We start from the raw sequence: 23968 nt of genomic DNA, 5'->3' as shown, positions 1-23968 counted from the left end.
TACGCCGGGGGCTGGGTCTCCACGTCACGCCTCGCTTCCGGATTGTTGAAGTCCTCTGTGGACAGAGTCCTGTCGGTGGCGGGCCGCGTCACAGCAGGCCCCAGTTCTTCATCTCCGCCAGCAGGCGGGCGGTGGAGCCCTCGATGCTTTCCTCGTGCGCGTCGAGCTTCAGGTCGGGATCGCGCGGCACCTCGTAGGGGTCGTCCACCCCGGTCAGCCCGCTGATCACGCCGTTGCGCTGCTGGGCGTACAGCCCTTTCACGTCCCGCGCGGAGCAGACCTCTACGGGCGTGGCGACGTGCACCTCGCGGTACGGGGTCCCCGCGTTGAGGTGCTGTTCCCTGATCGCCGCCCGTGCGTCGGCGTACGGCGCGATCACCGGCACGAGCACCGTGACGCCGTTCCGCGCGAGCAGCTGGGCGACCCAGCCCACGCGGTAGACGTTGGTGTCCCTGTCCTCGCGGGAGAACCCCAGTCCGGCGGACAGCTTGGCGCGGAACTCGTCGCCGTCGAGCACTTCGACGCGATGACCGGCGGCCCGCAGCCCGGCGGCGGCCGTGCGCGCGATGGTCGACTTGCCGGAGCTCGGCAGGCCGGTCAGCCAGACCGTCGCGCCGTGGTGCCCGGCGGGCGCGGCCCGAACCTCGGTGCTCATCTTCTTTTCCTCCCATGGGTACCGCGGTGGCGAGAGGCAGCCGGGGAACCGTTCCTCGACCCAGGACCGGTCGTAGAGCGTGTCGAGGTAGCGGTCACCGAGGTCCGGCGAGATCGCCACCGCGGTCACGTCGTCCGGCAGGTCCTTCAGGTAGCGCTCGGCGGCGCTGAGCACCGTCCCCGTGGAGGCGCCGAACAGGAACCCGCTTCCGGCGAGGCGGTGGCACATCCGCACGGCCGAGGGCTCGTCCTGCAGGACGACGTCGTCGACCACCGACTCGTCGAAGAGTTCGGGCCGTCGGCTGGTGCCGAGACCCGGCAGGAACCGGGGCCGGGGCTCACCGCCGAAGGTGACCGATCCGACGCTGTCGACGGCGACGACCTTCGCCTTGTGCCCGGTGTCCTTCAGATAGCGGGCGCACCCCATCAGCGTCCCGGTGGTGCCCGCGCCGATGAACACGTAGTCCACCGAGGGGAACTGCCGGACCAGCGCCGGAGCGGTGTGCCGGTAGTGGGCACGCCAGTTCTCGTCGTTCGCGTACTGGTTCAGCCAGAGATACCCGGGGTTGCGCTCGCACAGCTCCTGCACGGTGCGGATCCGGCTGCGGAGGTACCCGCCGGTCTCGTCGAGCCGGGTGACCACGACGACCTCGCCGCCCATGCTCTCCACCAGCCGCCGGACGCCCGGGTTCGCGCGCGGATCGAGCACGCAGACGAACCGGTGGCCACGGCTGGCGGTGAGCATCGCGAGTGCGATCGCGAGGTTGCCCGACGACGACTCCACGATCACGGAGTCCGGCGTGACGACGCCCGCGCGCTCCGCCGCGTCCAACATGGACCGGGCCGCCTTCAGCTTCACCGATCCGGCGAAGTTGAAGTTCTCGCACTTGAGGTAGAGCTCGCGGCCGAAGAACGGCCGCAGATCGACGTAGACGTCGTCGACGACGAGGTCCTCGGCCGCGGTGACGATGGGCACGGCATTCCCCCAATACCCCTGGGTCCGGTCAGGTGCGGGCGCTACCGGCGCCGGTGGGGACGAACTGCCGCCCCTGGCGCAGGCGCTCGTACTGCTCCAGCGCCCAGCGCACGTGGTCGCGCAACCCGCCCGTCTCCGGGAAGTCCGCCACCGGCAAGGGGACCTCGACCGGCAACTCGAGGCCCGTGCTGTTCAGCACCCTGGTGAAGAAGTGGTCGACGCCCCCGACGCGGTAGTTGCTCAGCTCCAGCCGGGGCCGCGGCTCCCAGCTCAGCTGCGACTCGTCGAACGCGAGCCCCCACGCGGCGAACATCCGCTCGAAGATCGGCGCGGGCGTCACCCGGAAGTCGAAGCTGTCCAGCACGAGATGCGGGATGTCGTTGGCCTGGCAATAGCCGATCTGCTCGACGAGCGCCTGCCAGCCGGTCTCCGCCAGCGGGAAGTCGAGAGGCCGGCCCTGCCGTTCCCTGACCCGGCGGCGGGAATCGATCGCCAGCCGCGGGTCGCGCAGCAGGAACACCACGGGGTGCGCGGTCCGCGTGAGCAAGTGCGGTAGCCGCTCGCCCAGCTGGAAGCTGATTTCCTTGACCAGCAGGCCGGTTCCGGCCTTGGCGCCCACCACGGCGGAGAGGTCGATGGGGTGCCGCATCGCCGCATCCGCCTCGGTGGTGCCGAGTCCCTTGAAGTAGGCCGACTCGTACGGCTCGTGCGAGTAGTAGCGCACGCCGGGGTGGTTCCAGATGACCCGCGACAGCGCGGTCGACGCGCTGCGGGGCGGACCGACCACCAGGTAGGTGTGCTGCGGATCAGTCATTCGTGCCTCCTCCGGCAGGCTTGGTGCGCGATTCCGGTGCGTCGGCTCGGCGGTCGGACCCCGCCAAGGCCGCTCGGACGACCCGGTCCGCGTCGGCCGTCGCGCGGGATCGGGCACCGGGAGAAGTCACGTAGTGGTTGTAGTAGCTGGAGCCCTCCGCCAGCGGGCCGAGAACGGCGAGGGTCGGCTGCACGGTCCCGCGCACGTCGACCGCGTACCCGTCGCCGTCGACCTCGGCACCCAGCTCGGTGCCACCGCAGACGACCGGCCGCACCCTGCCCGCCGCGTGCAGCCGGCGCAGCACGGGGTTCGCCGAAGCGCTGATCGACGGTGGCGGGAAGTACCCGCACACCACCCGGTCGAGCACGGCCGAGCCGGGTTCCGCGAGTGTGGTGGACTCGAGCAGCCAGCGGCCGTCCGACCAGGTCAGCCTGCTCGCCGGGCCGAAACCAGGGCTCAGCAAGCCCGCGCGGACCAGCGCGACGAGTTCCTCGTTGCGTTCGAGCTGCGGCCCGATGACGTTGCGGTTGACGGCCGCGGCGAAGGTGCCGAAAAACTCCGCTCGCGATTCCCGGTCCATTCCGCGACCGTCGACGGCCCGGCGCAGCACCTGGCGCAGATCGCGGTGGACCTCGAACGCGGCCTTGAGCGGACTCCCGTCGAGCCCGAGGTGGGCCTCGGCGAGATCCCGCTCCACCTGCCGCACGAACCACTCGTGGTAGGAGTCCGCGCAGCGCAGTGCCTCGACGGGCACGGCACCGTCCCACGCCGCGAGGACCCGTCGGGTGACGCGGCGCGCATCGCGGGGGTCGGGCACCATCGAGCCGATCCGGTGCCGCATTTCGGCCCGCACCAGCGGGAGCACGTCCTGGCGGAAGTCCAGCCTGCCGTCGGTCTTCCCGGCGCGGATTTCCCGCAACGCCGTCGCCGTCAGGTGCCGCGGCGCGATCTGACCGGACCGGTAGGGCCGCGGACGGGCGCGGGACGGCAGGCCGGTGCGCGTCACGAGCACGATCTTCGGCTCGGTCCCGCCGGGCAGGTAGCGCAGCCCGTCCCCGCTCCGGGCGTAGCGGCCGCCGCGCCCGACAGTGAGCTCGGCGATCACGTCCATCGCGGTCAGCCCGCCGCCGAGCACGCCGACCACGTCGGTCGCGCCGATCCTCGCCAGTGCGCCCGCCGGGTACGGGTTTCCGACCCAGGCGAAATCCGGCGCGGCCGGATCAGGGGCCGGTGGCGCCGGCGTGCCGGTGTGGCCGACGCACAGCAGCACCGCGTCGACGTCGACGGTGGTGCCGCCTTCGATCGCGACCTGCTCGCGTCCGTCCGGCAGGGGGTGCACCGCGGTCGCGGCGCCCGCGTGCGGCCGGATCTCCAGCCAGGGTGGGCAGACCTCGAGCAGCCGGCCGAACGCCCAGGCCAGGTACTCGCCGAGCAGCCTGCGCGGCAGGTGGTCGGCCGGCCGGACCGCCCGCACCTCACCGGTGTTCGAGGTGACCCGGACACCGCGCCGCAGCGCCCATTCGTACAGCGAAGGTCCCCGGACGCCGCCGCTCTCGATCATCTCCTCGTCGACGAACGTGGTCAGCTGGGACGCGATCGTGTTGAGCAGGTGGTGGTCCGGGCTCGCCGCGTGGATGCCGGGGCCCGCCGGGCCGGGATCGACGACGTGCAGGACGACCGGCCGCCGGTGCGGGTCCCGGTGCGCGTGGAAGACGAATCGCTCGAGCACGTTCATCCCGCGCGGTCCGCAGCCGATCAGCGCGAACGCGGTCACCAGCGGGCCTCCTCGCCGATGAAGTTCTCCACCGCGATGGCCGTGCCGGCTTCCCTGGCCCTCTCCAGCACGAACGCGCCGACCGCTATGTCGAGTACGCCGAGCCCGAACGGGGAAAATATCGTGGCTTTGCCGGGGTCCAGCCCGACTTCGCCGCGCACCACGCCGCCGATGGTGCCGTCGACGAACTCCCGGCCACCGGAAAGACGTTCCGCCAGATGGGGTGAAGTGCCGGCTTTGAGGCAGTGGTCGATGTCGTCGAGAACGTTGTTCGAACGCAGCAGGACTTCCGGCGCGATGTCTCGCAGCGAAATGTTGAGTACCAGTTGTCCGGGCCGGAATTCCCGGGCCGCCGTCACATACGGAGTGGAGGCGGTGGTGGCGAAAACGACGATGTCGGCGTCCAGTGCCTCGTCGAGTGCGCCGGTGAACCTGGCGGCCAGGGAATGTTCCTCCTCCGCGTACCGGACGAGATGCGCGCCGCTTTCCGCCACGAGGTCGTGGACGATCGCCTCTTCGAGTTCCGGGACCGCGGTCACGAGGTAGCCGGCGATGGTCCGGGCGATCACGCCGGCCCCGACGAAGGAGACCGTCCGGGGCGCGGCCGGCTTCATCAGCGTGGCCGCCAGCGCCGCCGAGGCGGCGGTGCGCGCGGCGCTGATGCCCGCGGCCTCGAGGCAGGCGAGCGGGTAGCCGGTCGCGTAGTCGTTGAGCAGCAGTACGGCCGACGCGCGCGGCTTGCCCGCGGAGACGTTGCCTGGGAAGCCGGCGATCCACTTCAGGCCGATCTTGTCCACGCAGCCGCCGAGGTAGCCGGGCAGCGCGATCACCCTGGAGCCGGGCTTTTCCGGGAAGCGGAGGAAGCAGCTGTCCGGGTTGACGCTGCCGCCTGCCTCGTGCAGCAGGTACGTGGCGCGCACGAGCTCCGAGACCCTGGCCCGGGACGTGCGCAGGACCTTGTCGGCCGCGGCACCGGGTACGACGAAGAACTGAGACACCTACCGGCCTCCTCGCTCGGATGTGCTGCATCGAGCCCGCGATCGCGTGCGCCCGACGGTGACGAGCCCCGTCGCGCCGGCCAGCAGCAGCATCGCGCCCAGCGGCCAGAACCACGTCCGGCCGGTGCTCGAGCCGTCCAGCAGCAGGCCGGACAACAGGCCCGCCACTACCGCGCCGAAGCCCCAGGACATGGTCATGTAGCCCAAGTAGACGCCGGTCGCGCCGTCGGGAGCCAGCTCGGACGCGACGACGTCGGCCGCCACGATCAGCGCGAGCTCGCCCAGCGTGACCACCAGCATTCCGGCGTAGAACCAGGGCGTGCCCATCGGCAAGCAGAGCAGGCAGCCGGCTGCCATCGCCAGCGACCCGGCGCCCAGCAGGACCCACCGCCGGGACATCGGCCAGCCTTCCGTCAGCCGGCCCGCCACCTGGCCGAGCGCGACGACCACCAGGGCGTTCAACGAGTTGATCACCCCGACGTCGAAGTACTGCAGCCTGCGGTGTTCGGCCTCCAGCGGCACCGCCGAGACGAACAGGGAGACGCCGAACCACATCGGGACCGTCAGCGCGCAGTGTCCCAGGAAAAGCTTGTCGCGCAGTGGTTCGGCGAACGCGGTCCACAAGGTGTTCGGGCGGCGGGTGGGCGGAGTCCGGTCGACCGTGCGGTACCGGAGGAGCGCCCCGGCCGCCGCGCCGGAGTAGGCCACCGCCGACAGGACGAGCACCAGGCGAGGCGAGCCACCGGTGCTGACGACACCGGCGGCCAGCGGCCCGATCAGCGCACCGAGCTGTGTCGCGACGTAGAAGCCGGCGAAGGAACGGGCGCTGCTGCCGTCGTCCCTCGACACCTGGGCGAGGACGACCCGGCCGGCGGAGTTGTACGCGGCCCCGCCGGCCCCGTCGACGACCAAGGCGGCCAGCCAGACCGGGAACGTGATCGAGGACGCCAGCAGCGCGTAGCCGCCGGCCTCGGCCAGCAAGCCGAGCACCAGCACGCGCTCGGCCCCGTGCCGGTCGCAGATCACCCCGACGGGCAGGGCCAGGCAGCGCCGGAAGACCGCGTGCACGGCCACGAGGGTGCCCACCTCGAACGGGCTCATCGCCCCCGCGCGGAGCGCGACCACGCCCAGCAACGGGATCGTGAGGTAGTAACCCAGGCTCGTGACGACCCTGGTGACGCCGATGAACCGCTTCGTCGAACGCGTGCGCATGGACCGTCCCTTCCCGGCGCGGGCTCGGGCGGCCCACGGGATCGCCGGGGCCGTCCGAGGTCTGGGGTCAGGCGATCTCGAGCCGGATCGTCTTGACGAGCCGGTCGAACACGTCGCCGAGGCCGGACACCGTGTCCGCCGTGAAGACGACGTGACCGTGTGCCTGCCCGGCGTCCGGCGGGACGTCGACCACGTCGCCGACGGAGCGGTACAAGGCGAGCTCGCGCACGCAGGGATCGCCGGTCGTCTCGTCCACACCGTGGATGGCCTTGATCCGCCCGGCTTTCTCCGCGAAGAACAGGTAGAAGCCGGTCGGGGTCGGCTCCGGCCGCGGGGTGAGGTCCGGCTGCTCGCCCCGCGCCAGATCCAGCACGCCCGCCACCATGTCCACGCCGGTGCTCAGCAGCAGCGACTGGTAGACCGGGCCGCCACCCAGCCGGGCGCCCGTCTCGAGGATCATCGGCTCCGCGCCGTCCTGGATGCGGAATTCGGTGTGCGTGGCGCCCATGCGGATGTCCAGGGCCCGGTGCGCGAGGGCGGTGATCTCCCGGACCCGGTCCTCGACCTCGGCGGGCAGCCGGCTCGGCGTGGTGTAGCAGACTTCTTCGAAGTACGGGCCGTTCATCGGAAGCGGCTTGTCGTGGATGGCGACCACGTGCGTCTCGCCGCCGACGACGAGGGACTCGACGCTGAACTCGGAGCCGTGCTGGTAGGCCTCCAGCAGGATGGCGCCCCGGTACTCCGCGAGTGCCGATTCGTGGAGCGGGTCGTAGCCGAAGGCGTCCCACGCCCCCTGCTTGATCGGTTCGAAGTGCTCGGCCAGCTCGGCGACGTCGTCGACCCGGCGCACGTACATGCTCCCGCCGCCGATCAACGGCTTCATCACGAGCGGGAAGCCGATGCGCCGCGCCGTGGTCCTGGCCTCGTCCAGGGTGGCGGCCAGGCCGAACGCCGGCTGGGGCACGCCCCAGGCCGCGAACGCCCGGCGCATCGCGTACTTGTCCCGCGCGACTCGCGCGGTCCGCTCGCTGACGAACGGCAACCCGAGGGCCGCGGCCACCGCGGCCGCGGCCGGCACGCTGTGTTCCACGAACGTCACCACGCCGCGGAGGGCCTCCTGCTCGTCTTCGGCGAGTGCACGTGCGGCGGCGACGATCGTGGCGATGTCCGAAGTGTCGGCGGCGACCACGCGGTCGGCGAATTCCCTCTCCCAGCCCGGGTTCTCCATGATCAGGATCAGTCGTTCGCCGTGCTGCTTCGCGTACGCGGCCGCGCGGGCCAGATGCCTGCGCCGGCTGGCGTTCGACGTGTGCAGGATCAAGATGCTCATACGTCGTGTCCCCTCGGATGGTCCCGTGCTCCTTCTGCAAGAGGACGCCGGCCGCCTCGGCTGATACCCGGCCCACCGGGTATCAGGCGAGACGGCCGGATTCCTCTTGGTGGTGACGAGTGCGTTCGAAAGGCCTCGCGATGGGAGACGCAGAGTGCTCGACAAGCGATTTCACCTGGAGGAAACCCAGGTTCGGGAATTCAGGGAGAAGGGCTTCACCCTGCTGAGGGGGTTCTACAGCGAAGACTTCACGGACTACCTGCAGCGCACCATGGGGAACATCCTCGAGCGCCCGACCGACAAGTACCAAAGCGGGTTCAACCGGCTGGCGTTCGACATGTACGACGGGGACGAAACGCTGATCTCCCTGCTGAGGTGCGAGGAGTTCAGGGCTGCGATGCACCGCCTGACCGGGTGCGGCATGTTCTTCGCGCAGGCGCTGTCCTTCGAGCTGCGGAAGCTGAAGGACAAGGGCTTTCCCTGGCACATCGGGACCCAGAGCTTCGGCTACCAGCACGCCGACGACTACGGCTGCACCATCTGGGCGCCACTGGCGCCGATCGACTCGAGCGGCCAGCGAGGAGGCATGGCCTACGTCCCGAAGAACGTGATCTCCGGCAGCTTCATGTACGCCGACGTCGATCCGGCTTCGTTCCGCCTCCTGAAGGAACACGTGGATGCCGACGCCGACATCACGCTCGAAGAGTTCGTCCAGCTCAGGGACGGCCCGCTGAACGATCCGGCGATGAAGCGGCTGCTGGACCACTTCTCCGTGGAAGACGACTTCGAGATCGGCGACGCCCTGATCTTCGACAAGAACGTCATCCACCGGAGCGTCCTGCTGGAGGACGGCCCCCTCGACAGCCGGATGGCGTTCGTCATGCGCTTCTTCTCCGGCGAGAGCACCTACGACAAGACCCGGGCCCACGACCTCGAAGTGCCCAGAAGGCGATTCTCCTATGCCGGGCCGACCACCTTCCACCTGGAGGTCGCCGAGGAAGACGGCGAACTCCTTTCGGAAAGCCCGCTCTTCGCCGGACAGGACTACCGCGCACTGAAATAGGTGCCGGAGTCGTCTGCCGATCCAGCCGGTGCACCGTCCGGCTGGATCGGTGGAACCGATTTCCGGCCCCCTCGCCGTCATTCCGCACCCAGGAGTCGAACGATCGATGAAGGCAGCCGAATCCCGCGAGGCGCTCCGGAGAGAACCATCAGGTCCGCCGCGGCGCGGTGCGCCACTACGCACTTTCGCCGCCGTGGTCGTGATCTCGGCGCTGATCGCACTCGGCCTGGTGCACGCCGTTCCCCAGGTCGGGAAACTGGGAAAGCTCGCGGACGGGGGCTGGTTCCGCGTCGCCGGATTCCTCGTCGCGATCGCGGTGATCGTCGGCGCAGGCCGCCTGGGTGGCTGGGTCGCGGCCCGCTGCCGCCAGCCACGCGTCGTCGGTGAGATGGCGGCGGGAATCTTCCTCGGTCCCGCGTTGCTCGGCCAGTTCGCACCGAAGCTGCAGCGCACGTTGTTCCCGGCGGACCTGGTCCCGCACCTCAGCCTGGTCGCCCAGCTGGCGATCGTCTGCTTCGTGTTCCTGCTCGGCGCGGACCTGCCCGTGGAACTCCTGCGCGGATCGGGCCGCCGGGTGACCGCGCTGGCGGCGGGCATGGTGGGCGTGCCGCTCGCCTGCGGGCTCCTGCTCGGCGCGGGCTTGGCCGGGACGTATCGGCCGGCCGGAGTGACCCTCGTGCCGTTCGTGCTGTTCATCGGTACTTCGATGAGCGTCACCGCGTTCCCGGTCCTGGTCCGGATCCTCGCCGAACGCGATCTGATCAGAACGAGGATCGGCACGCTCGGCCTGGCCACCGCCGGCACCGGCGACGCCGTCTCGTGGTGCCTGCTGGTCGTCGTCGTCGCGACGGCCCGCGGCGACTCGGCCGCCGCGGCCATCCCGACCGCCGCGTTGCTCATCGCGTTCGCCGCGGTGACCTTGATCGTTCTCCGCCCGGCATTCCGCCGCATCCTTGCGCTGGCCGGGAAAAACACCGCACTGCGCCGGTGCGTGACCGCGATCGTCCTGCTCAGCGCCGTGTCCGGTGCCTACATCACCGACTGGATCGGTGTTCACGTGATCTTCGGGGCGTTCATGGTCGGCCTGGCCATGCCGCGGGACAACGCGGTGGCTCACCGCCTCGGGCGCACCATCGGACGCGGGGTCACCGTCGTGCTTCCCCTGTTCTTCGCGGTGATCGGATTCAGCCTGCAGGTCGCTTTCCTGCGGAATCCGCGGGATCTCCTCCTGGCCGCACTGGTGATCGGCGTGGCCACGACCAGCAAACTGGGCGCGACGACACTGGTCGCCCGGCTGACCGGACTGAACTGGCGGGAGTCCGCGGGCCTCGGCGTCATGGTCAACTGCCGGGGCCTGACCGAGCTCGTGGTCGTTTCCGCGGGGTTGTCTCTGGGCATCATCGGACCGGACCTGTTCGCGGCGTTCGTGGCGATGACCCTGGTGACGACCATCATGACCGGGCCGCTGCTCCGACGGCTCAAGCTCGAGCCGGCCGTCGAAAGGGGCGGCACCGCTTAGGAAACCATGGCCAGATCGAGCCCACGCTCCTCGATCATGCGCCGGAGCTGCCGCAGGGCACGCGTACGTGTCGGACCGATGCTTCCGGTGGGAATACCGAGGTCTTCGGTGATTTCCGAGTAGGACCGCGGGACGTCGATGTAGAGCGCGTTGACGAGGCTGCGCCAGCGCGGCGGCAGTTCCTCGACGAGGGACCGGATCGCCTGCGCGTTGTCCGAATCGATCACCCGCTCGTCGACGCCGCTCGCCGGATCGGCGGAATCGCCGAGGTCTTCGACGCTGTCCGGAAGACGCGCGGTACGCCGCGAGATGCGCAGGCATTCCCGTCGAGCCGTCGTCTTCAGCCAGCCTCCCAGCCGTTCGGGGTTTTCGATGTGGCTGTGGTGCTCGATCAATCTCAGCCAGGTCAGCTGTACCGCGTCACCGGCATCGGCCGGTTGCAGCCGGAAGGAACGCGCGGTGGCCCAGAGAAGGCCGCCGTATCTCCGTACGATCTCTTCCCACGCCCCGGTATCCCCGGCACCAGCCGCGCGGAGCGGCTCGACGCTGACGGCTGATTCCTGGCTCGGACCGATCCCCGGCGGTAGTTGCAGCTCATCCATACGTTAGGACTATCGACGAAACCGTCGACAGTCGGTCGACAATGCGTCAACACCGCAGCTCGTCAACAGGCGCGTGGTCGCGCGGGTGAGGGCCTCGCCCGCGCGCCGCGGCGTTGGCGGCTCGGTGACCTCTTTTTTGTGTCCGGGGTAGGCGGGTTTTGCCCCTCTGTCGACTGGGGTGTCGCCGAGTTCGACGTGTCCGGTGGTGGTGCTTGTCGGTAGGGACGGTTTCGGGCTGGTCAGGTCGGTGCGGGCAGGGTGGTCGGGCGCTGGTGGGCGGTGAGGGCCAGGTTGGTTGTGGGCGAATCCGTGCAGGGGCAGGTTCGATAGTCCGGTGGCTTTGGCGGCGCGGATACGGTCCTCGGCGCGGGCGCGGCGGCGGTGCCGTAGTTCGAGGTCGGCCAGTTGGCCGCGGCCGGTGTTGGTGGCGAACGCGGTCAGGCGGTTGCCGTCGGCGTCGGTGAACCGCAGTTGCGCGCCGGGATGCGGCCGTTCCTTGCGCACGATGACCCGCATGCCGGATGGCCGGCCGGCGAGGTCCAGCACGCCGGTGGCCTCGGCCACCCAAGCGCCGTCGCGGGGTGTGCGCTCGTCGTCGTAGGCCGGGGTCCACGCCTGGTCGGGGATCTGGGCGATGCGCTGCACCGCGTCATCGGGCAGGGGGAACCCGAGCGAGTAGCCCAGTTTCCGTGCGTGCAGCCAATCCACGAACTCGTGGGTGCCGCCACCGGAGTCGGCGCGGATCAGCACCTTGCGGCCGATCCGGCCGCCCTTGCCGGTGAACGGCAATTGCCGCAACGCATCCCGCGCCACGCTGATGTGATCTGCCGTCGTGTTCGAGCCGGCGTTACCCGGTCGCAGCAGGTTGGATAGGGGTTCCCCGGTGCCCTCGGCACCGTGATCGACAAACGCGCACAGCGGGTGGAAGCCGTAGCCCCGCTTGAACGTCGGCGCCGCCTTCTCCTTGTCCGAATGCGCGGTCACCAACGTCGCGTCCACATCGACGATCACCGGATGATCGCCACTGATGTCACGGTCCGGGGCGTGCGCACCAGCCAGCTTCCACGCCCCGGCACGTGCCCTCGCACGGGCGGCGGCGATCGCGGCCAGCGCCCTATCAATCAGCCGCGACACCGTCGGATCCGAGGCAACCAGGCCGAACACCGCCGGCTCCGCCCGCACGGTCGCGATGTCGGCCAGGCAATCGCCGCCCCGGCCACCGCGATCGCCAGAGCACCGACGATCTTCCCCGGGTCGTGGATCGCGGTCGGCCGACACCACCGGCCCAGTGCCGCCGACAACGCACGATCAAGCCCGACCCTGGCCATCGTCGCCACCAGCAGCCTCGCGCCCGCATTCGACACCCGTCACACCAAACCGTCATGGATGCGGCGGGTTAGTGCACGCCACGGTGTGCACCCCTGGCAAAGTCAGGCGAGGCCGGCGATTTTCGGCACGAGGTCGGCGGGCCTCGGCAGCGTCGCGATCTCGTCGGCCACCTCGGAGGCGGCCCGGCCCAGCCCCGGGTCGGTGAGCAGGCGGTCGATCAGCTCCGCGTCCACCTGATCCGGCTCCGAACGCAGACCGAGCCCGCGCCGCGCCACGGCGTCCGCGTTCACGTACTGGTCGGCGCCGTGCGGCAGCACCAGCTGCGTGACTCCGGCGTCGATCGCGGTCAGCGTCGAGCCGGCTCCGCCGTGGTGCACCAGCGCCGCGCAGGTCGGCAGCAGCGCGGACAGCGGCACCCACCCGGCCGCCCGCACGTTGTCCGGCAGTTCTCCCAGTGGCGACGGGTCCGCGTCGCCGAGGGCGAGTACGAACTCGACGTCCAGATGCCGTGCCACGTCGACGAGTTTGGTCAACGACGTGAGCGCGCCGACCTGGGTCAGCACTGTGCCGAGTGTCACCGCGACGCGCGGGCGCGCGGGCCGTTCGAGCACCCACTCGGGCAGCACGCCGCCACCGTTGTACGGCACGTACCGCATCGGCCAGCCGCGCACCGGCCGGTCGACCATGCTCGGCGGCGCCACGTCGATCGACTCGCGCACCTCGGGAAACCCTTGCACGCCATGCCGTTCGCGTTCCTCGACCATCTTCTTGAAGATCACCTCGGTCATCGACGCCTCGTCGGCGAACCCGAAGCCGTGCGACACGGCAGGCACGCCGAGCTTCGCGGCGACCAGTGGCCCGGTGCCCTCCATCGACGAGTACACGACCACGTCCGGCCGCCACGATTCGGCCGCCGACACGGCCAGGTCCACCGACACGCCGGACAATTTGGCGAAGATCGCGCCGACGAACTCCAACCCCTTCTCGGTGTCGACGTCCGTGCTGTAGTCGAACTCCTCGGATTGCTCGCTGGCCGCCTGCTGGAACACCGCGCCGATGTCGACACCCGGCGCGGTGTCCACGACGTGCAGGCCGGCGTTCGCGGCCTCCTTGCCGCCCGCGGTCGCCACCAGCACCTCGTGGCCGGCGGCACGCAGCGCATGTGCCAGGGAGATCGTCGGGAACACATGGCCAAGACCGGGGGAGGTCGCGAAGAGTGCGCGCACGATTCCCACTTAACACGCGATCGGCGATGTTGTCGAACGTGACGGAACGGTGCTCCTCAAACTACGAGCGATACGACCTTCGACAAGCCGTATCATCGCTCAGAGCACCATTCTCCTTTCACGGCACGCCGTCAGACCCGCACCGCCGTGAAAACCCCGGGCTGGTCCGCCGGTCAGGCGGGTGGGTGCCAGAGGCGGACGGGGCCGTCCGTCCCCAAAGTGGCGATGGTCCGTCCGTCCGGGCTGAACCTCGCCCAGTGAACACCGGCGAGAGTGGCGATCACGTGGTCGTCGGCCGTGTCGGTGAGCGTGAGCTTGGCGTCGGACAATGTGACCAGCTGCTTGGCGTCCGGGCTGAGCTGCGCTTGGTTGTCCGCGGCCGGCGGGATCGTGAACGGGGTGCGGGTCTGGTTGTGGGTGACCGGGTCCCAGAGCCGGATGTAGGTGGTTTCCGCCGTTCCGTCGACTGTGACCAGGTATCGGCCACCCGGGGCGAAGGAAACCCAGCGGTACGTGTCGTCTTTCTGCAGCGTGATGGCGGACCCGTGTTGCTGCCGGGTGGTGGCGTCCCACAGGGTGAGTGGGGCGGAGGCGCTGTCGGCGGCCCAGTCCCGGATGGCCAGGGTGTGGCCGTCCTCGCTGAAGGCGACCTGCTCGACGTTGGGCGAGGTGTCGACGAACCAGGTTTGGCGGCGGCCGGGGATGTCCCAGAAGTAGACGCCCGACTTGTAGTCGGTGTCGTCGTCGGCCACGGCGAGGGTGCGTCCGTCGGGACTGAGCGTCGGGTACAGGATCCGGGTGTCGACCCGGCCGGCGTCGAGCAGCGGGGCCGCCGGACTGCCGGTCGCCACGTCCCACTGCTGCACGACCGCGTGATCGCCGTCGATCTTCGTGGTGACGAGGGTGCGACTGTCAGCGGTGAAGGTGAAGTCACCCGGCCCGTTCTCGCCGAATGGGCCGAGGAGCTGGCCGATCTGACGGCCGGTGCGCACGTCCCGAAGCTGCAGGGTCCCGTCGGTGTTCTCGACCGCGAGCACCCGGCCGTCCGGGCTGAACTGTCCCCAGCGCGCCCGCTCGGTCCCCGCGACGGTCCCGGCCAGGACGAGCTGGGGTGGGGCCGGCGGAGGTGTCGGCGAGGGCGTTGTCTGTGGCCAGAGCCTCCAGGCCGTGACGCCGCCGACGGCGAGCACGACGACGATCGCCGCGGCGACCAGGCGCCGCCGGGGCGGGGCGAAAACGGTGGTGGCCTGCCTGGTCGGTGCGGGCGGCGCAACGCGGGTCGTCGCGTCCGGAGTTCCGCCGGCCAGCCTCGCGACGACGGCGTGCCGTTGCCGGATGAGCTCTTCCACCTCGGGCGGCCACGGGCGCGGTGAGGGTGCCTGCGGGCCGATCGACTCGAGGACTTCCGCCGCGGTGGGCCGCTTGCCGGGGGTGGCGGCCAGGCACGGCCGGACGATCTCCCGGATCGACGGTGGCAGCGGGCTGAGGTCGGGGTCGGCCAGGACAACATTGTTCAGGGTCTGCAACGTGTTCCCACCGGCGAACGGGCTGGCGCCGGTCCAAGCGGCGACGAGCACGGCGCCGAAGGAGAAGATGTCCCCGGCCTGCGTCGCCGGTTCGCTGCGCGCCTGTTCCGGCGACATGAACGCGGGCGAGCCGATCAGCCAGCCCGACCGGGTGATGCCGGGCCGGTCGTCGGTGGCGCGGGCGATGCCGAAGTCGATGACACGCGGCCCGTCGTCGGTGAGGAGCACGTTGGACGGCTTGAGGTCTCGGTGCACGAGGCCGGCGCGATGGATCTGGCGCAGAGCGCTGGCGAGCCCGGCGGCCAGCCGCAGCACTGCGGCTTCGGGCAGCCCGCCGAGCGCGACGAGGGTCTCGTCCAGCGACGGCCCCGGGATGTGAACGGAAGCCAGCCACGGGGTCTCGGCATCGGGATCGGCGTCGACCACAGCCGCGGTGTAGGCACCGGACACTGCTTGCGAAGCACGGACTTCTTCGCGGAACCGGGCGCGGAAGCCCGCGTCTTCGGCGAGGTGCCGGTGCACGAGCTTGAGCGCCACAAGCCTGCCGTCGGGCCCGCTGCCGAGCACGACCCGGCCCATGCCGCCACTGCCCAGCTCGCCGAGGATCCGGTATGGCCCGATGGTGCGCACTAGCTGCCCGACCGGGCGGCGCGGTGGTCGATGGTGTCCTCCAGAAGCCGTGATCACGCCGACCTTGGCACATCGGCGGTGGCTGGTGGAGTCGTTGGCAGGAACTGGTCACCTGCCGGTCTCGCGGCGCGCAGGCCGGGCCGGACTTGGGTGAAGGCTTCGCCGGGCTGGAGGGGGCGGTCCGATCGATCACGGCCGGCGCCTTCGACCTTCCCTTGACGATCACCCGGCCCGAGCCTGTGGCGACTCTCGGCACGTTCGCCGGGGAGTGGGGCGGGCATACTCGCTCGCTGACCATCACCGCCGACGGCCGCGCAACCGAGCACGTCGACGACCGCGTGATGAAGTCGTCGACGCGACACCAGTCTGGCTCGTGGCCGGTGGAGTGACCCGCCGCCGGGTGCGAGGACTTCAGATCGTCGCCGTGCGCCAGCCCTGGTGGTAGGTCTCGCGGGCCGTGACCGAGTACGGGGCCGGGCTCACCACCGCGCGGACCGGGAACTGCTCGTGCGGCTCGACCGTCGTCTTGCGGCTGCCTCCGCCGGGCTCGCCCCACAGGACCCGGACCTCGGCGCCGAGCGGGACGTCCGGGTTCACCGTGGCGAGCGACAGTGCCCGGCGCTCGTTGGCGCTGTAGCCGGTGAACAGGGACAAGCCGACCAGGGTGCCGCCGGCGTCGAGGACCGAGTCGAAGTTCGACGATCCGTAGTTGGCGTTGGGCAGGTCGAAGAACTGGTACTGCGGGCCGTCGAGGTCGACCGGGTTGGCCAGCAGCCTGCCGACGTCCTCGGCGTTCCAGGCCAGGGTGACCTTGCGGCGCTGGGTCGCCGGGTCGAGGGCGGCCAGTGCGTCGCGGCCGACGAAGTCGTGGTCGAACTTGACGAACGAGCCGTAGCCGAGCTCCCACGGGTTGAGGTAGTAGTCCTCGATCCGGTCGGCCACGAAACTGCCCGCGAGCGCGTTGTTCGCCTCGTACCCCTGGGCCGGCAACCACTCGCGGTAGGCGCGCAGCTCTTCGCCCGTGTAGACCGCGGGCAGCGGGGACGGGATCCAGCCGGATTCGAGGGTGTTGCAGGAATACGCCCGGGCGCCCGCCGGCTCCAGCCCGAACTCGCGGCCGGCTTCGAGGATGGTGTCGCGGACCTTGTCGTAGGTCTCGTACGGGCCCCACAGCTCCAGGCCCGGGGCGCCCGCCATGCCGTGCCGGAGGGTGCGGACGCGCTCGCCGCCGACGTTCAGGTGACCCATGCGGAAGAACCGCACCTGCTCGACCGGGCCACCGTTGACCTCCTCCAGCACCGGCCACGCGTTCGGGCCCTGGATCTGGAACCGCCACAGCTCGCGGGTGACCGGCTTGCCGTACGGGCGAGACGGCGAACGCTCGTCGCGGCGGATGTCGACGTCGTAACCCTGCCCCGCGCGGAAGGTCAGCCAGTTCGCCGCCGGGGCGCGGCCGACGAACACGAACTCGTCCTCGGCGAGCCGGAACAGGATGCCGTCGCCGATCACGCCACCGCCGGGGGACACCGGGACGAACTGCTTGGCCGAGTCGACCGGGAACTTGGCCATGCTGTTGATCCCGGTGTCGGACAGCAGCTTCAGCGCGTCCTTGCCCGAGACGAACAGGTTGACCATGTGGTGGGTCTGGTCGAACAGCACCGCGGTGCGCTGCCAGGCCTTCACCTCGCGGCGGAAGTTGGTGAACTCCGCCGGGACGACCGGGTAGATGAAACTGCCGAGCTGGGAGCCGCGGAGCAGCTCGACCGTGGTGTCCGCGTGGTCCAGCACGTCCTGGAGGGTCTTCGCGTTCATCGCTGCGACGCTAGGAGCCCGCGGGCCGGGCCGGATCGTCGTGACGTCGGGTCCCGGCTACGTCATTCGTCGCGGGGAAACCCGGGCCCGGCTCGGCTCTACTGGTGGGGTGAGCAACTTCGCCGAGCTGGTGCGGAACATCAGCTACGAGGTGATGCCGTTGCGCGGCACCGAGGACGCCGTGCTCGCCGACGTGCCGGCCGACGTGCCGCTGACGGTCACGGTGACCGAGTCGAAGGGCCTCGACGCGACCCTGGAGCTCAGCGAGCGCCTGCACGGGCACGGGTACGCCGTGGCGCCGCACCTGGCGGCCCGGCAGTTCGCCGACGCCCGGCACGTCGAAGACGTGGTGGCCCGGCTGCGCGAGGCCGGCCTGCGCTCCGTCGTCGTCGTGGGCGGCGACGCGCCGCGGCCCGCGGGCCCGTTCCCCGACGCCTTCACGCTGCTGCAGACGATGGAGGCGCTCGGGCACCCGTTCGACCGGATCGGCGTCGGCGGCTACCCGGAGGGGCACGCCACGATCCCGCGCGACGCGCTCGACCTGGCGCTGAAGCAGAAGGCGCCGCTGGCCACCCACGTCATCTCGCAGATCTGTTTCTCCGCCGCCACGACGTCCTCGTGGGCGGCCGGGGTGGTGGGCCTGCCCGTGTACGTCGGCCTGCCGGGGCCGGTGAACCGGCAACGGCTGGTGCGGATCTCGGCGAACATCGGGCTCGGCCGGTCCGCGCGGTTCGTCCGCAAGCAGCGCGGCCTGCTGTGGCGGCTGCTGCTGCCGCGCGGTTACCGGCCGACGCCGCTGGTCAGGCGGCTCGGTGCGCGGGCGCCCGCGAACGTCGCCGGGCTGCACATCTTCACGTTCAACGAGCTGCGCCGGACCGAGGCGTGGCGGCAGCGTCTGCTGGCCACGGTGACCTCATGACCAGGGCGCGCGACGACTACCCGCTCGACCTGGCGGCGGTCCGGCGGGGCTACCGGCTCAACCGGCTCTGCGGTTCCCTCGCGGACGCGGCGAACCGGCGCCGGTTCGCCGAGGACGAGGCCGCCTACTGCGACGCGTACGGCCTGACGCCGGCCCAGAAGACAGCCATCTTGACGCGGGACTGGATCGCCATGCTCGACCTCGGCGGCTCGATCTTCTACACCTACAAGCTCGCGATGGTCGACAAGCTGTCCATGCAGCACCTCGGCGGTGTCTTCACCGGCATGACGGTCGAGGAGTTCACCGCGGTGATGCGCTCGGGAGGGCGGAAGCTTGGCTGAAGTCAGCTGGGGCCTGGCCACCTCGCACGTGCCCTCGATCGGCGCGGCGATGGACCACGGGCAGACCGGCCAACCGCACTGGAAACCCCTGTTCGACGGCTACGCGCCGGCGCGGGAATGGATGGCCGCGCATCCGCCGGACGTGGCCGTGGTCATCTACAACGACCACGCCAACGCCATCGGGCTGGACCTGGTGCCCACGTTCGCGATCGGCACCGCCGAGTCCTACCCGGTGGCCGACGAGGGCTGGGGCCGGCGGCCGGTGCCGGACGTCGACGGCGCGCCGGAGCTGTCCGAGCACCTCGTCACCGAGCTGGTCGACGCCGGGTTCGACATCGCCACCTGCCACCGGCTCGACGTCGACCACGGGCTGACCGTGCCGCTGTCGGTGTACTGCCCCGATCCCGGTGACGCGTGGCCGTGCGCGGTGGTTCCCTTGCTGGTCAACGTGATCCAGTACCCGCAGCCCACCGCGGCGCGCTGCTACGCGCTCGGGCGGGCGCTCGGCCGGGCGATCCGCTCGTTCCCGCCGGCGCTGAAGGTCGCGGTGTTCGGCACCGGCGGCATGTCCCACCAGCTGGCGGGCTCCCGCGCGGGGCTGATCAACACCCCGTTCGACCGGATGTTCCTCGACGCGATCGAGCACGACCCGCAGCGGCTGGCCGCGTTGTCGCGGGAGGACTACATCCGGCAGGCGGGCACCGAGGGGATCGAGCTGATCATGTGGCTGGTGATGCGCGGCGCGCTGAGCCCCGGCGTCAAGCGGATCCACGAGACCTACCACGTGCCGGCGTCCAACACCGCCGCCGGGCTGGCCCTGTTCGAGGACCTCGGATGACCACGTTCGTGCTGCTGCACGGCGCCTGGCACGGCGGCTGGGTCTGGCAGCGTGTCGCCTCCCTGCTGCGGGCCGCGGGGCACGAGGTCCACACGCCGACGTTGACCGGCGTCAGCGAGCGCGCCCACCTGCTGACCCCGTCGGTCGGGCTCGGCACGCACGTCCGGGACGTGGTGGCGCACCTCGAGGCGTACGACCTGGCCGACGTGGTCCTCGTCGGGCACAGCTACGCGGGACAGGTCGTCACTGGCGTCGCCGACCTGGTTCCCGGCAGGCTGCGGACGCGGGTGTACCTCGACGCGTTCGTCGGCGACGACGGCGACGCCGCGATCGACCTGCTGCCCGAAACGGTCGCCGGGCACTACCGGGAGTCGGTCGCCGGGCCCGGTTTCGGCTGGCTGATCCCGGTTCGGTCGCTGACCGTGCTGGGGGTGACCGAGGACGCCGACCTCGCCTGGCTCGCGCCGCGCCTCACCCCGCACCCGTGGCTCGCCTATACCGAACCGTTGCGGCTGCGGGGATCCAGCGACGTGGCCGCGGTCTTCGTCGAGTGCACCGACTGGTTGCGGGTGTTCCGCCCCCACGCCGAGCGGGCCGCCGCCCGGGCCTGGCCGGTGCACGAAGTCGCCACCGGCCACGAGGCGATGGTGACCGCGCCCGGGGAACTGGCGGACGTCCTGCTCGCCGTCACGTGAAGGAGAGACGATGGAGTTCCTGGTACGCACCGAAAACCGGCTGCCCGCCGACACTCCGGACGTCACCCGGCAGCGGCTGCGCGAGGCCGAACGCAAGCGCGCGGGAGAGCTGCGGGACGCCGGGGTGCTGAAACGGCTGTGGCGCGTGCCCGGCCGCAACGCCACCATCGGGCTGTACGAGGCGGCTGACCCGGCCGCGCTGCACGACGCCATCGCTTCGCTGCCGATGTGGCGGTGGCTGGACGTGACCGTCGAGGCGCTCGCCACCCACCCGCAGGAACGACAAGCGGGACAAATGACGTAGGCCGAGCAGGCCCACCCGCCGGTGCCGCGCCGCCGCTCTGGGTGATGGGATGGATGCCGATTGCGTCGAATACGTGCTGCGCCCGAAGGAGTACGCGCCATGGCCGATCAGTCACCACCGCAGTCATCCGCCCCCCGCCCGTCCGGACCGAGCATCCTGGCCGCGAGTCTCGTCGGCACGTCGATCGAGTGGTACGACTACTACATCTTCGGCACGGCCGCCGCGCTGGCGTTCGGCACGGTCTTCTTCTCCGCGGCGTCGCCGGTCGCGGGCACGCTCGCCGCGTTCGCCACCTTCGCCGTCGGGTTCGCCGCGCGCCCGCTCGGCGCCGCGATCATCGGGCACTTCGGCGACCGGATCGGGCGCAAGTCGATGCTCGTGCTCACCCTGCTGCTGACCGGGGGCGCGACGACCCTGATCGGCGTGCTGCCCACGTATGCCGCGATCGGCGTCGGCGCGCCATTGCTGTTGGTGCTGCTGCGGATCATCCAAGGTTTCGGGGTGGGCGGCGAGTGGGGTGGGGCGGTTCTCATCGCCACCGAACACGCCTCCGCCGGCCGCCGGGCCCTCTACGGCAGTTTCGCGCAGTTCGGCGTGCCGATCGGGGTGCTCACCTCCAATCTGGCCTTCCTCGCCGTCTCCGGACTGTCCAATGAGGACTTCCTGGCCTACGGCTGGCGGATCCCCTTCTTGATCAGCGTCGTGCTGGTCGTCGTCGGCCTGCTGGTGCGCACGCGGCTGCGGGACGCGCCGGAGTTCGCGCGGGTCAAGGAGAGCCGGGAGGTGACGAAGGTGCCGTTCGCCGAGCTGGTCCGGACCGAGCCGAAGGCACTGGTCCTGGCCGGCCTCGCGGCGATCGCCCCGCCCGCGATCGGCTACACGGTGATCGTCTACCTGCTGTCCTACGGCACGAAGGTCGTCGGCTACACCCGGCCGACCCTGCTCACGCTGATCCTCGTCTCGACCGCGCTGTGGATCGCCGCCATCGCGGCCTCGGCCGTCCTGAGCGACCGGTACGGCGCCAAGCGGGTCTACGTCTGGGGCGCGGTGACGACGGTGGTCTGGCCGGTGCCGATGTTCGCGCTGGTCGACACCGGGAACGTCGGCCTGGCGCTGGTCGCGGTGCTCGTCGCCGCGGTCGTGCAGGGCCTGATGGCCGGGGCGCAGGGCGGGTTGTACACCGAACTGTTCCCCGTGCGGGTGCGTTACAGCGGCATCTCGATCGCCTACACGGTGGGCGGCGTGATCGGCGGCGCGGTCACCCCGCTCGTCGCGACCGCGCTGCAGGCGGCGGGCGGATCGATCGTCGTCGCGCTCTACCTCACCGCGCTGTGCCTGGCCGGCCTCGTCGCCGCGATCATGCTGCCGGCCAGGGGACCGGGGCGGGCCGGGGCCGGCGCGCCCGAACCGTCCGCCGCCGAAGCGGCACCTTGATCACCTTCGCGTTCAGCATCGGGATTTCGGCCGGAGCGCGGCATACTCGTGCCGTGGACCAACGGCGGGACCAGCGCGCGAGCACCTCGGCACGGGGTGCTCCGCCGGACGCGTCGGAGGTGCTGGCCGAGCTCCGCCGCCAGCAGCGGCGGCTGACCGCGATCGCCAGGGCCGCCTCCAGTGTGGCGGGGTCGTACTCGCTGCCCGTGACGCTGGAGGCGGTCGCCCAGGAGATCGTCCGGACCGCGGGCATCGCGGCCGTGCAGATCATGGCCGTCGACGATCCCGCCGCCGACCTGCGGATCCTGGGCATGGCCGGCTTCGGTGAGGCACCGGATTTCGTGGCCCGGCTCTCCGCCTGCCGCAAGCGGGGCGCGCACGTCCGCTTCCTCGACGCCTTCCTGTCCGGCGAGCCGGTCGTCGATCCGCACCGCAAGCCGCTGATCATGGCCGATCCTGCGTGGGAGCCGCTCAAGGAGATCATGGACCGGCCGGACTGGGACGCGTTCGTGTCGATGCCGATGGCGGTGCGCGGCCGGACGGTCGGCGTGGTCAACGCCTACTACCGCCCGGGCGAGGACCCCGGCCCCGGCTCGCTCGCCTTCCTCGAAGCGATGGCCGACCAGGCCGCGGTCGCCATCGACATGGCCGAGCTGCTCGCCCAGACCCGCACCCGGGCCCAGTCCGACGAGCGCCACCGGCTGGCTCGCGACCTGCACGATTCCGTGGTGCAGCAACTGTTTTCGATGCGCATGCAGGCCGAGGCGCTGACCCGGCGGCTCGACGGCCTGGACACCGGTGACGAGGGCGTCCGGCGGACCGCGGGGGAGCTGGCGGCGCTGAGCGCCGGCGCGCTGGCCGACCTGCGGCAGCTGGTGTTCGAGCTGCGCCCGCTCGAACTCGCCGAGCACGGCCTCCTCGGCGCGATCCGCGCGCACGCCGCGAGCCTGCGGGCGAGGACCGGCCTCGAGATCGAGGTGCGGGCGACCGACGACCTGCGGATCGGCGGCGGGCTGGCCTTCCAGGAGGACCTCTACCGGATCACTTCGGAGGCCCTGCACAACGTCGTCAAGCACGCCAACGCCACCTCGGTGGAGGTGCGCATCGCCGAGCAGGAGTTCGAGCTCGTCATCCAGGTGCTCGACGACGGCGCCATGGACGGCAACGCCGGGGACGGCGAGCGGCTCGGGCTGCTGTCCATGCGGGAGCGCACCGAGCGCTGGGGCGGGCGGTTCGAGGCCGGCCCGGCCGGGAGCCGTGGCTGGGCCGTCCGGGTCGCGGTGCCGCTGGACCGGCTTGACGGGGGACGGCTGCGATGACCATCCGCGTCCTGCTGGTGGACGACCACGCCGTGGTCCGGCGTGGGTTGCGGGCCTTCGTGGAGACCGAGCCGGAGCTGTCGGTGCTCGGTGAGGCGGCCGACGGCGCGCGGGCGCTCGACCTGCTGGCGCAGTGGCGGACCCTCGGCGAGCCGCTGCCGGACGTCGTGCTGATGGACCTGCGCATGCCGGTGCTGGACGGGATCGGGGCCACCGAACGGATCGTCAGCCGGTTCCCCGGCATCCGGGTGGTGGTGCTGACCAGCTTCGGCGAAGTCGAGCGGGTCCACAACGCACTGGCGGCGGGCGCGGCGGGCTACCTGCTCAAGGACGCCGAGCCGGCCGAGGTGGCCGCGGCGATCCGGGCCGCCGCGCGGGGCGAGGTGCACCTTGACGCCGCCGTCGCCGGGCAGCTGGTCCGCCGGATTTCGGCGCCCCGCATCGGGTTGACCGCCCTCACCGCGCGGGAACGGGAGATCCTGACGCTGGTCGCGCGCGGCTACCCCAACCGCGCGATCGCCGAGCGCCTGGTGATCAGCGAACGCACGGCCCGCACCCACGTCAGCAACGTGCTCGGCAAGCTGCAGCTGGCGTCACGCACACAGGCGGCGCTGTTCGCGATCCGCGAGGGGCTGATCCCGCCGCCCGGCTGA

21 protein-coding genes and 1 pseudogene are annotated in these 23968 nt (G+C 71.1%); 11 read left to right on the top strand and 11 right to left on the bottom strand.

Annotated elements, in window-relative coordinates:
- Positions 1-88: 88 nt before the first annotated feature.
- The 6 genes from sbnA to SD460_RS44405 all read right to left on the bottom strand — a co-directional run bounded on the left by sbnA (position 89) and on the right by SD460_RS44405 (position 7758).
- On the bottom strand, positions 89-1630 hold the full coding sequence (gene sbnA, locus SD460_RS44430) for a 2,3-diaminopropionate biosynthesis protein SbnA (RefSeq protein WP_290051593.1): 1542 nt from the start codon (positions 1628-1630) through the stop codon (positions 89-91).
- 28 nt (positions 1631-1658) lie between these two features.
- Positions 1659-2444 (bottom strand): sulfotransferase-like domain-containing protein, encoded by a 786-nt coding sequence (locus tag SD460_RS44425; RefSeq protein ID WP_290051591.1) that lies wholly within the window; start codon positions 2442-2444, stop codon positions 1659-1661.
- Positions 2437-4218: an FAD/NAD(P)-binding protein gene (locus SD460_RS44420; RefSeq protein ID WP_290051590.1), complete on the bottom strand. Its 1782-nt coding sequence runs from the start codon at positions 4216-4218 to the stop codon at positions 2437-2439. The genes SD460_RS44425 and SD460_RS44420 overlap by 8 nt, the downstream gene beginning before the upstream one ends.
- A complete protein-coding gene (gene sbnB, locus SD460_RS44415; RefSeq protein ID WP_290051588.1) occupies positions 4215-5216 on the bottom strand; it encodes a 2,3-diaminopropionate biosynthesis protein SbnB in 1002 nt (333 codons plus the stop codon). The genes SD460_RS44420 and sbnB overlap by 4 nt, the downstream gene beginning before the upstream one ends.
- The gene (locus SD460_RS44410; RefSeq protein ID WP_290051586.1) at positions 5217-6428 is read right to left on the bottom strand and encodes an MFS transporter; all 1212 of its coding nucleotides are present in this window, start codon (positions 6426-6428) and stop codon (positions 5217-5219) included.
- A 67-nt stretch (positions 6429-6495) separates the two neighbouring features.
- A complete protein-coding gene (locus tag SD460_RS44405) occupies positions 6496-7758 on the bottom strand; it encodes an ATP-grasp domain-containing protein (protein WP_290051585.1) in 1263 nt (420 codons plus the stop codon).
- A gap of 154 nt (positions 7759-7912) precedes the next feature.
- On the opposite strand from SD460_RS44405, the gene SD460_RS44400 reads away from it, so the two are divergent.
- The gene (locus SD460_RS44400) at positions 7913-8821 is read left to right on the top strand and encodes a 2OG-Fe(II) oxygenase family protein (protein WP_290051584.1); all 909 of its coding nucleotides are present in this window, start codon (positions 7913-7915) and stop codon (positions 8819-8821) included.
- Positions 8822-9014: 193 nt separating this feature from the next.
- Complete coding sequence (locus SD460_RS44395; RefSeq protein WP_290051582.1) at positions 9015-10340, top strand: cation:proton antiporter; 1326 nt, start codon at positions 9015-9017, stop codon at positions 10338-10340.
- Here the strand turns inward: SD460_RS44395 and SD460_RS44390 are convergent.
- The 4 genes and pseudogenes from SD460_RS44390 to SD460_RS44375 all read right to left on the bottom strand — a co-directional run bounded on the left by SD460_RS44390 (position 10337) and on the right by SD460_RS44375 (position 15653).
- Positions 10337-10942, bottom strand: coding sequence for an RNA polymerase sigma factor (locus tag SD460_RS44390; protein WP_290051581.1), 606 nt, complete (start codon positions 10940-10942; stop codon positions 10337-10339). The genes SD460_RS44395 and SD460_RS44390 overlap by 4 nt on opposite strands.
- 291 nt (positions 10943-11233) lie before the next feature.
- Positions 11234-12306, bottom strand: a pseudogene (locus tag SD460_RS44385) (IS1380 family transposase); the annotation flags it as partial.
- A gap of 66 nt (positions 12307-12372) precedes the next feature.
- A complete protein-coding gene (locus SD460_RS44380; RefSeq protein WP_290051580.1) occupies positions 12373-13497 on the bottom strand; it encodes a nucleotide disphospho-sugar-binding domain-containing protein in 1125 nt (374 codons plus the stop codon).
- Between the two features lie 173 nt (positions 13498-13670).
- The gene (locus tag SD460_RS44375) at positions 13671-15653 is read right to left on the bottom strand and encodes a WD40 repeat domain-containing serine/threonine protein kinase (RefSeq protein WP_290051578.1); all 1983 of its coding nucleotides are present in this window, start codon (positions 15651-15653) and stop codon (positions 13671-13673) included.
- Positions 15654-15799: 146 nt separating this feature from the next.
- Between SD460_RS44375 and SD460_RS44370 the strand changes: the two genes are divergently transcribed.
- Positions 15800-16042, top strand: coding sequence for a hypothetical protein (locus SD460_RS44370; protein WP_290051576.1), 243 nt, complete (start codon positions 15800-15802; stop codon positions 16040-16042).
- A 22-nt stretch (positions 16043-16064) separates the two neighbouring features.
- On the opposite strand, the gene ligM is transcribed toward SD460_RS44370, so the two are convergent.
- Entirely contained in the window at positions 16065-17465 is a 1401-nt protein-coding gene (gene ligM / locus SD460_RS44365; RefSeq protein WP_318307707.1) for a vanillate/3-O-methylgallate O-demethylase, read from the bottom strand.
- Positions 17466-17574: 109 nt separating this feature from the next.
- Here ligM and SD460_RS44360 point away from each other — a divergent pair, with 109 nt between their 5' ends.
- The 8 genes from SD460_RS44360 (at position 17575) to SD460_RS44325 (ending at position 23968) form a co-directional block, all read left to right on the top strand.
- A complete protein-coding gene (locus tag SD460_RS44360; protein WP_318307706.1) occupies positions 17575-18384 on the top strand; it encodes a methylenetetrahydrofolate reductase in 810 nt (269 codons plus the stop codon).
- Positions 18381-18725, top strand: a complete 345-nt coding sequence (locus tag SD460_RS44355; RefSeq protein WP_318307705.1) for a protocatechuate 3,4-dioxygenase — start codon at positions 18381-18383, stop codon at positions 18723-18725. Before SD460_RS44360 ends, SD460_RS44355 begins: the two co-directional genes overlap by 4 nt.
- A complete protein-coding gene (locus SD460_RS44350) occupies positions 18718-19563 on the top strand; it encodes a class III extradiol dioxygenase subunit beta (protein ID WP_290051572.1) in 846 nt (281 codons plus the stop codon). Before SD460_RS44355 ends, SD460_RS44350 begins: the two co-directional genes overlap by 8 nt.
- Positions 19560-20258, top strand: coding sequence for an alpha/beta hydrolase (locus SD460_RS44345; RefSeq protein ID WP_290051571.1), 699 nt, complete (start codon positions 19560-19562; stop codon positions 20256-20258). The genes SD460_RS44350 and SD460_RS44345 overlap by 4 nt, the downstream gene beginning before the upstream one ends.
- A gap of 10 nt (positions 20259-20268) precedes the next feature.
- Positions 20269-20562: a muconolactone Delta-isomerase family protein gene (locus SD460_RS44340; RefSeq protein ID WP_318307704.1), complete on the top strand. Its 294-nt coding sequence runs from the start codon at positions 20269-20271 to the stop codon at positions 20560-20562.
- Positions 20563-20661: 99 nt separating this feature from the next.
- Entirely contained in the window at positions 20662-21996 is a 1335-nt protein-coding gene (locus tag SD460_RS44335; protein ID WP_290051568.1) for an MFS transporter, read from the top strand.
- Positions 21997-22049: 53 nt separating this feature from the next.
- Positions 22050-23315 (top strand): GAF domain-containing sensor histidine kinase, encoded by a 1266-nt coding sequence (locus SD460_RS44330; protein WP_290051567.1) that lies wholly within the window; start codon positions 22050-22052, stop codon positions 23313-23315.
- Entirely contained in the window at positions 23312-23968 is a 657-nt protein-coding gene (locus SD460_RS44325) for a response regulator transcription factor (RefSeq protein ID WP_290051566.1), read from the top strand. The genes SD460_RS44330 and SD460_RS44325 overlap by 4 nt, the downstream gene beginning before the upstream one ends.

The organism is Amycolatopsis solani (assembly GCF_033441515.1).
GTDB classification, from domain to species: domain Bacteria; phylum Actinomycetota; class Actinomycetes; order Mycobacteriales; family Pseudonocardiaceae; genus Amycolatopsis; species Amycolatopsis solani.
This window is presented reverse-complemented; position numbering and strand designations above follow the sequence as displayed.

Excerpts from the sequence above, each read along its gene's own strand:
- SD460_RS44425 (WP_290051591.1), bottom strand. The coding sequence starts at position 2,444 with ATGACTGATCCGCAGCACACCTACCTGGTGGTCGGTCCGCCCCGCAGC.
- SD460_RS44410 (WP_290051586.1), bottom strand. The coding sequence starts at position 6,428 with ATGCGCACGCGTTCGACGAAGCGGTTCATCGGCGTCACCAGGGTCGTC.
- SD460_RS44405 (WP_290051585.1), bottom strand. The coding sequence starts at position 7,758 with ATGAGCATCTTGATCCTGCACACGTCGAACGCCAGCCGGCGCAGGCAT.
- SD460_RS44390 (WP_290051581.1), bottom strand. The coding sequence starts at position 10,942 with ATGGATGAGCTGCAACTACCGCCGGGGATCGGTCCGAGCCAGGAATCA.
- ligM (WP_318307707.1), bottom strand. The coding sequence starts at position 17,465 with ATGAACGCGAAGACCCTCCAGGACGTGCTGGACCACGCGGACACCACG.
- SD460_RS44355 (WP_318307705.1), top strand. The coding sequence starts at position 18,381 with ATGACCAGGGCGCGCGACGACTACCCGCTCGACCTGGCGGCGGTCCGG.
- SD460_RS44345 (WP_290051571.1), top strand. The coding sequence starts at position 19,560 with ATGACCACGTTCGTGCTGCTGCACGGCGCCTGGCACGGCGGCTGGGTC.
- SD460_RS44340 (WP_318307704.1), top strand. The coding sequence starts at position 20,269 with ATGGAGTTCCTGGTACGCACCGAAAACCGGCTGCCCGCCGACACTCCG.
- SD460_RS44335 (WP_290051568.1), top strand. The coding sequence starts at position 20,662 with ATGGCCGATCAGTCACCACCGCAGTCATCCGCCCCCCGCCCGTCCGGA.
- SD460_RS44325 (WP_290051566.1), top strand. The coding sequence starts at position 23,312 with ATGACCATCCGCGTCCTGCTGGTGGACGACCACGCCGTGGTCCGGCGT.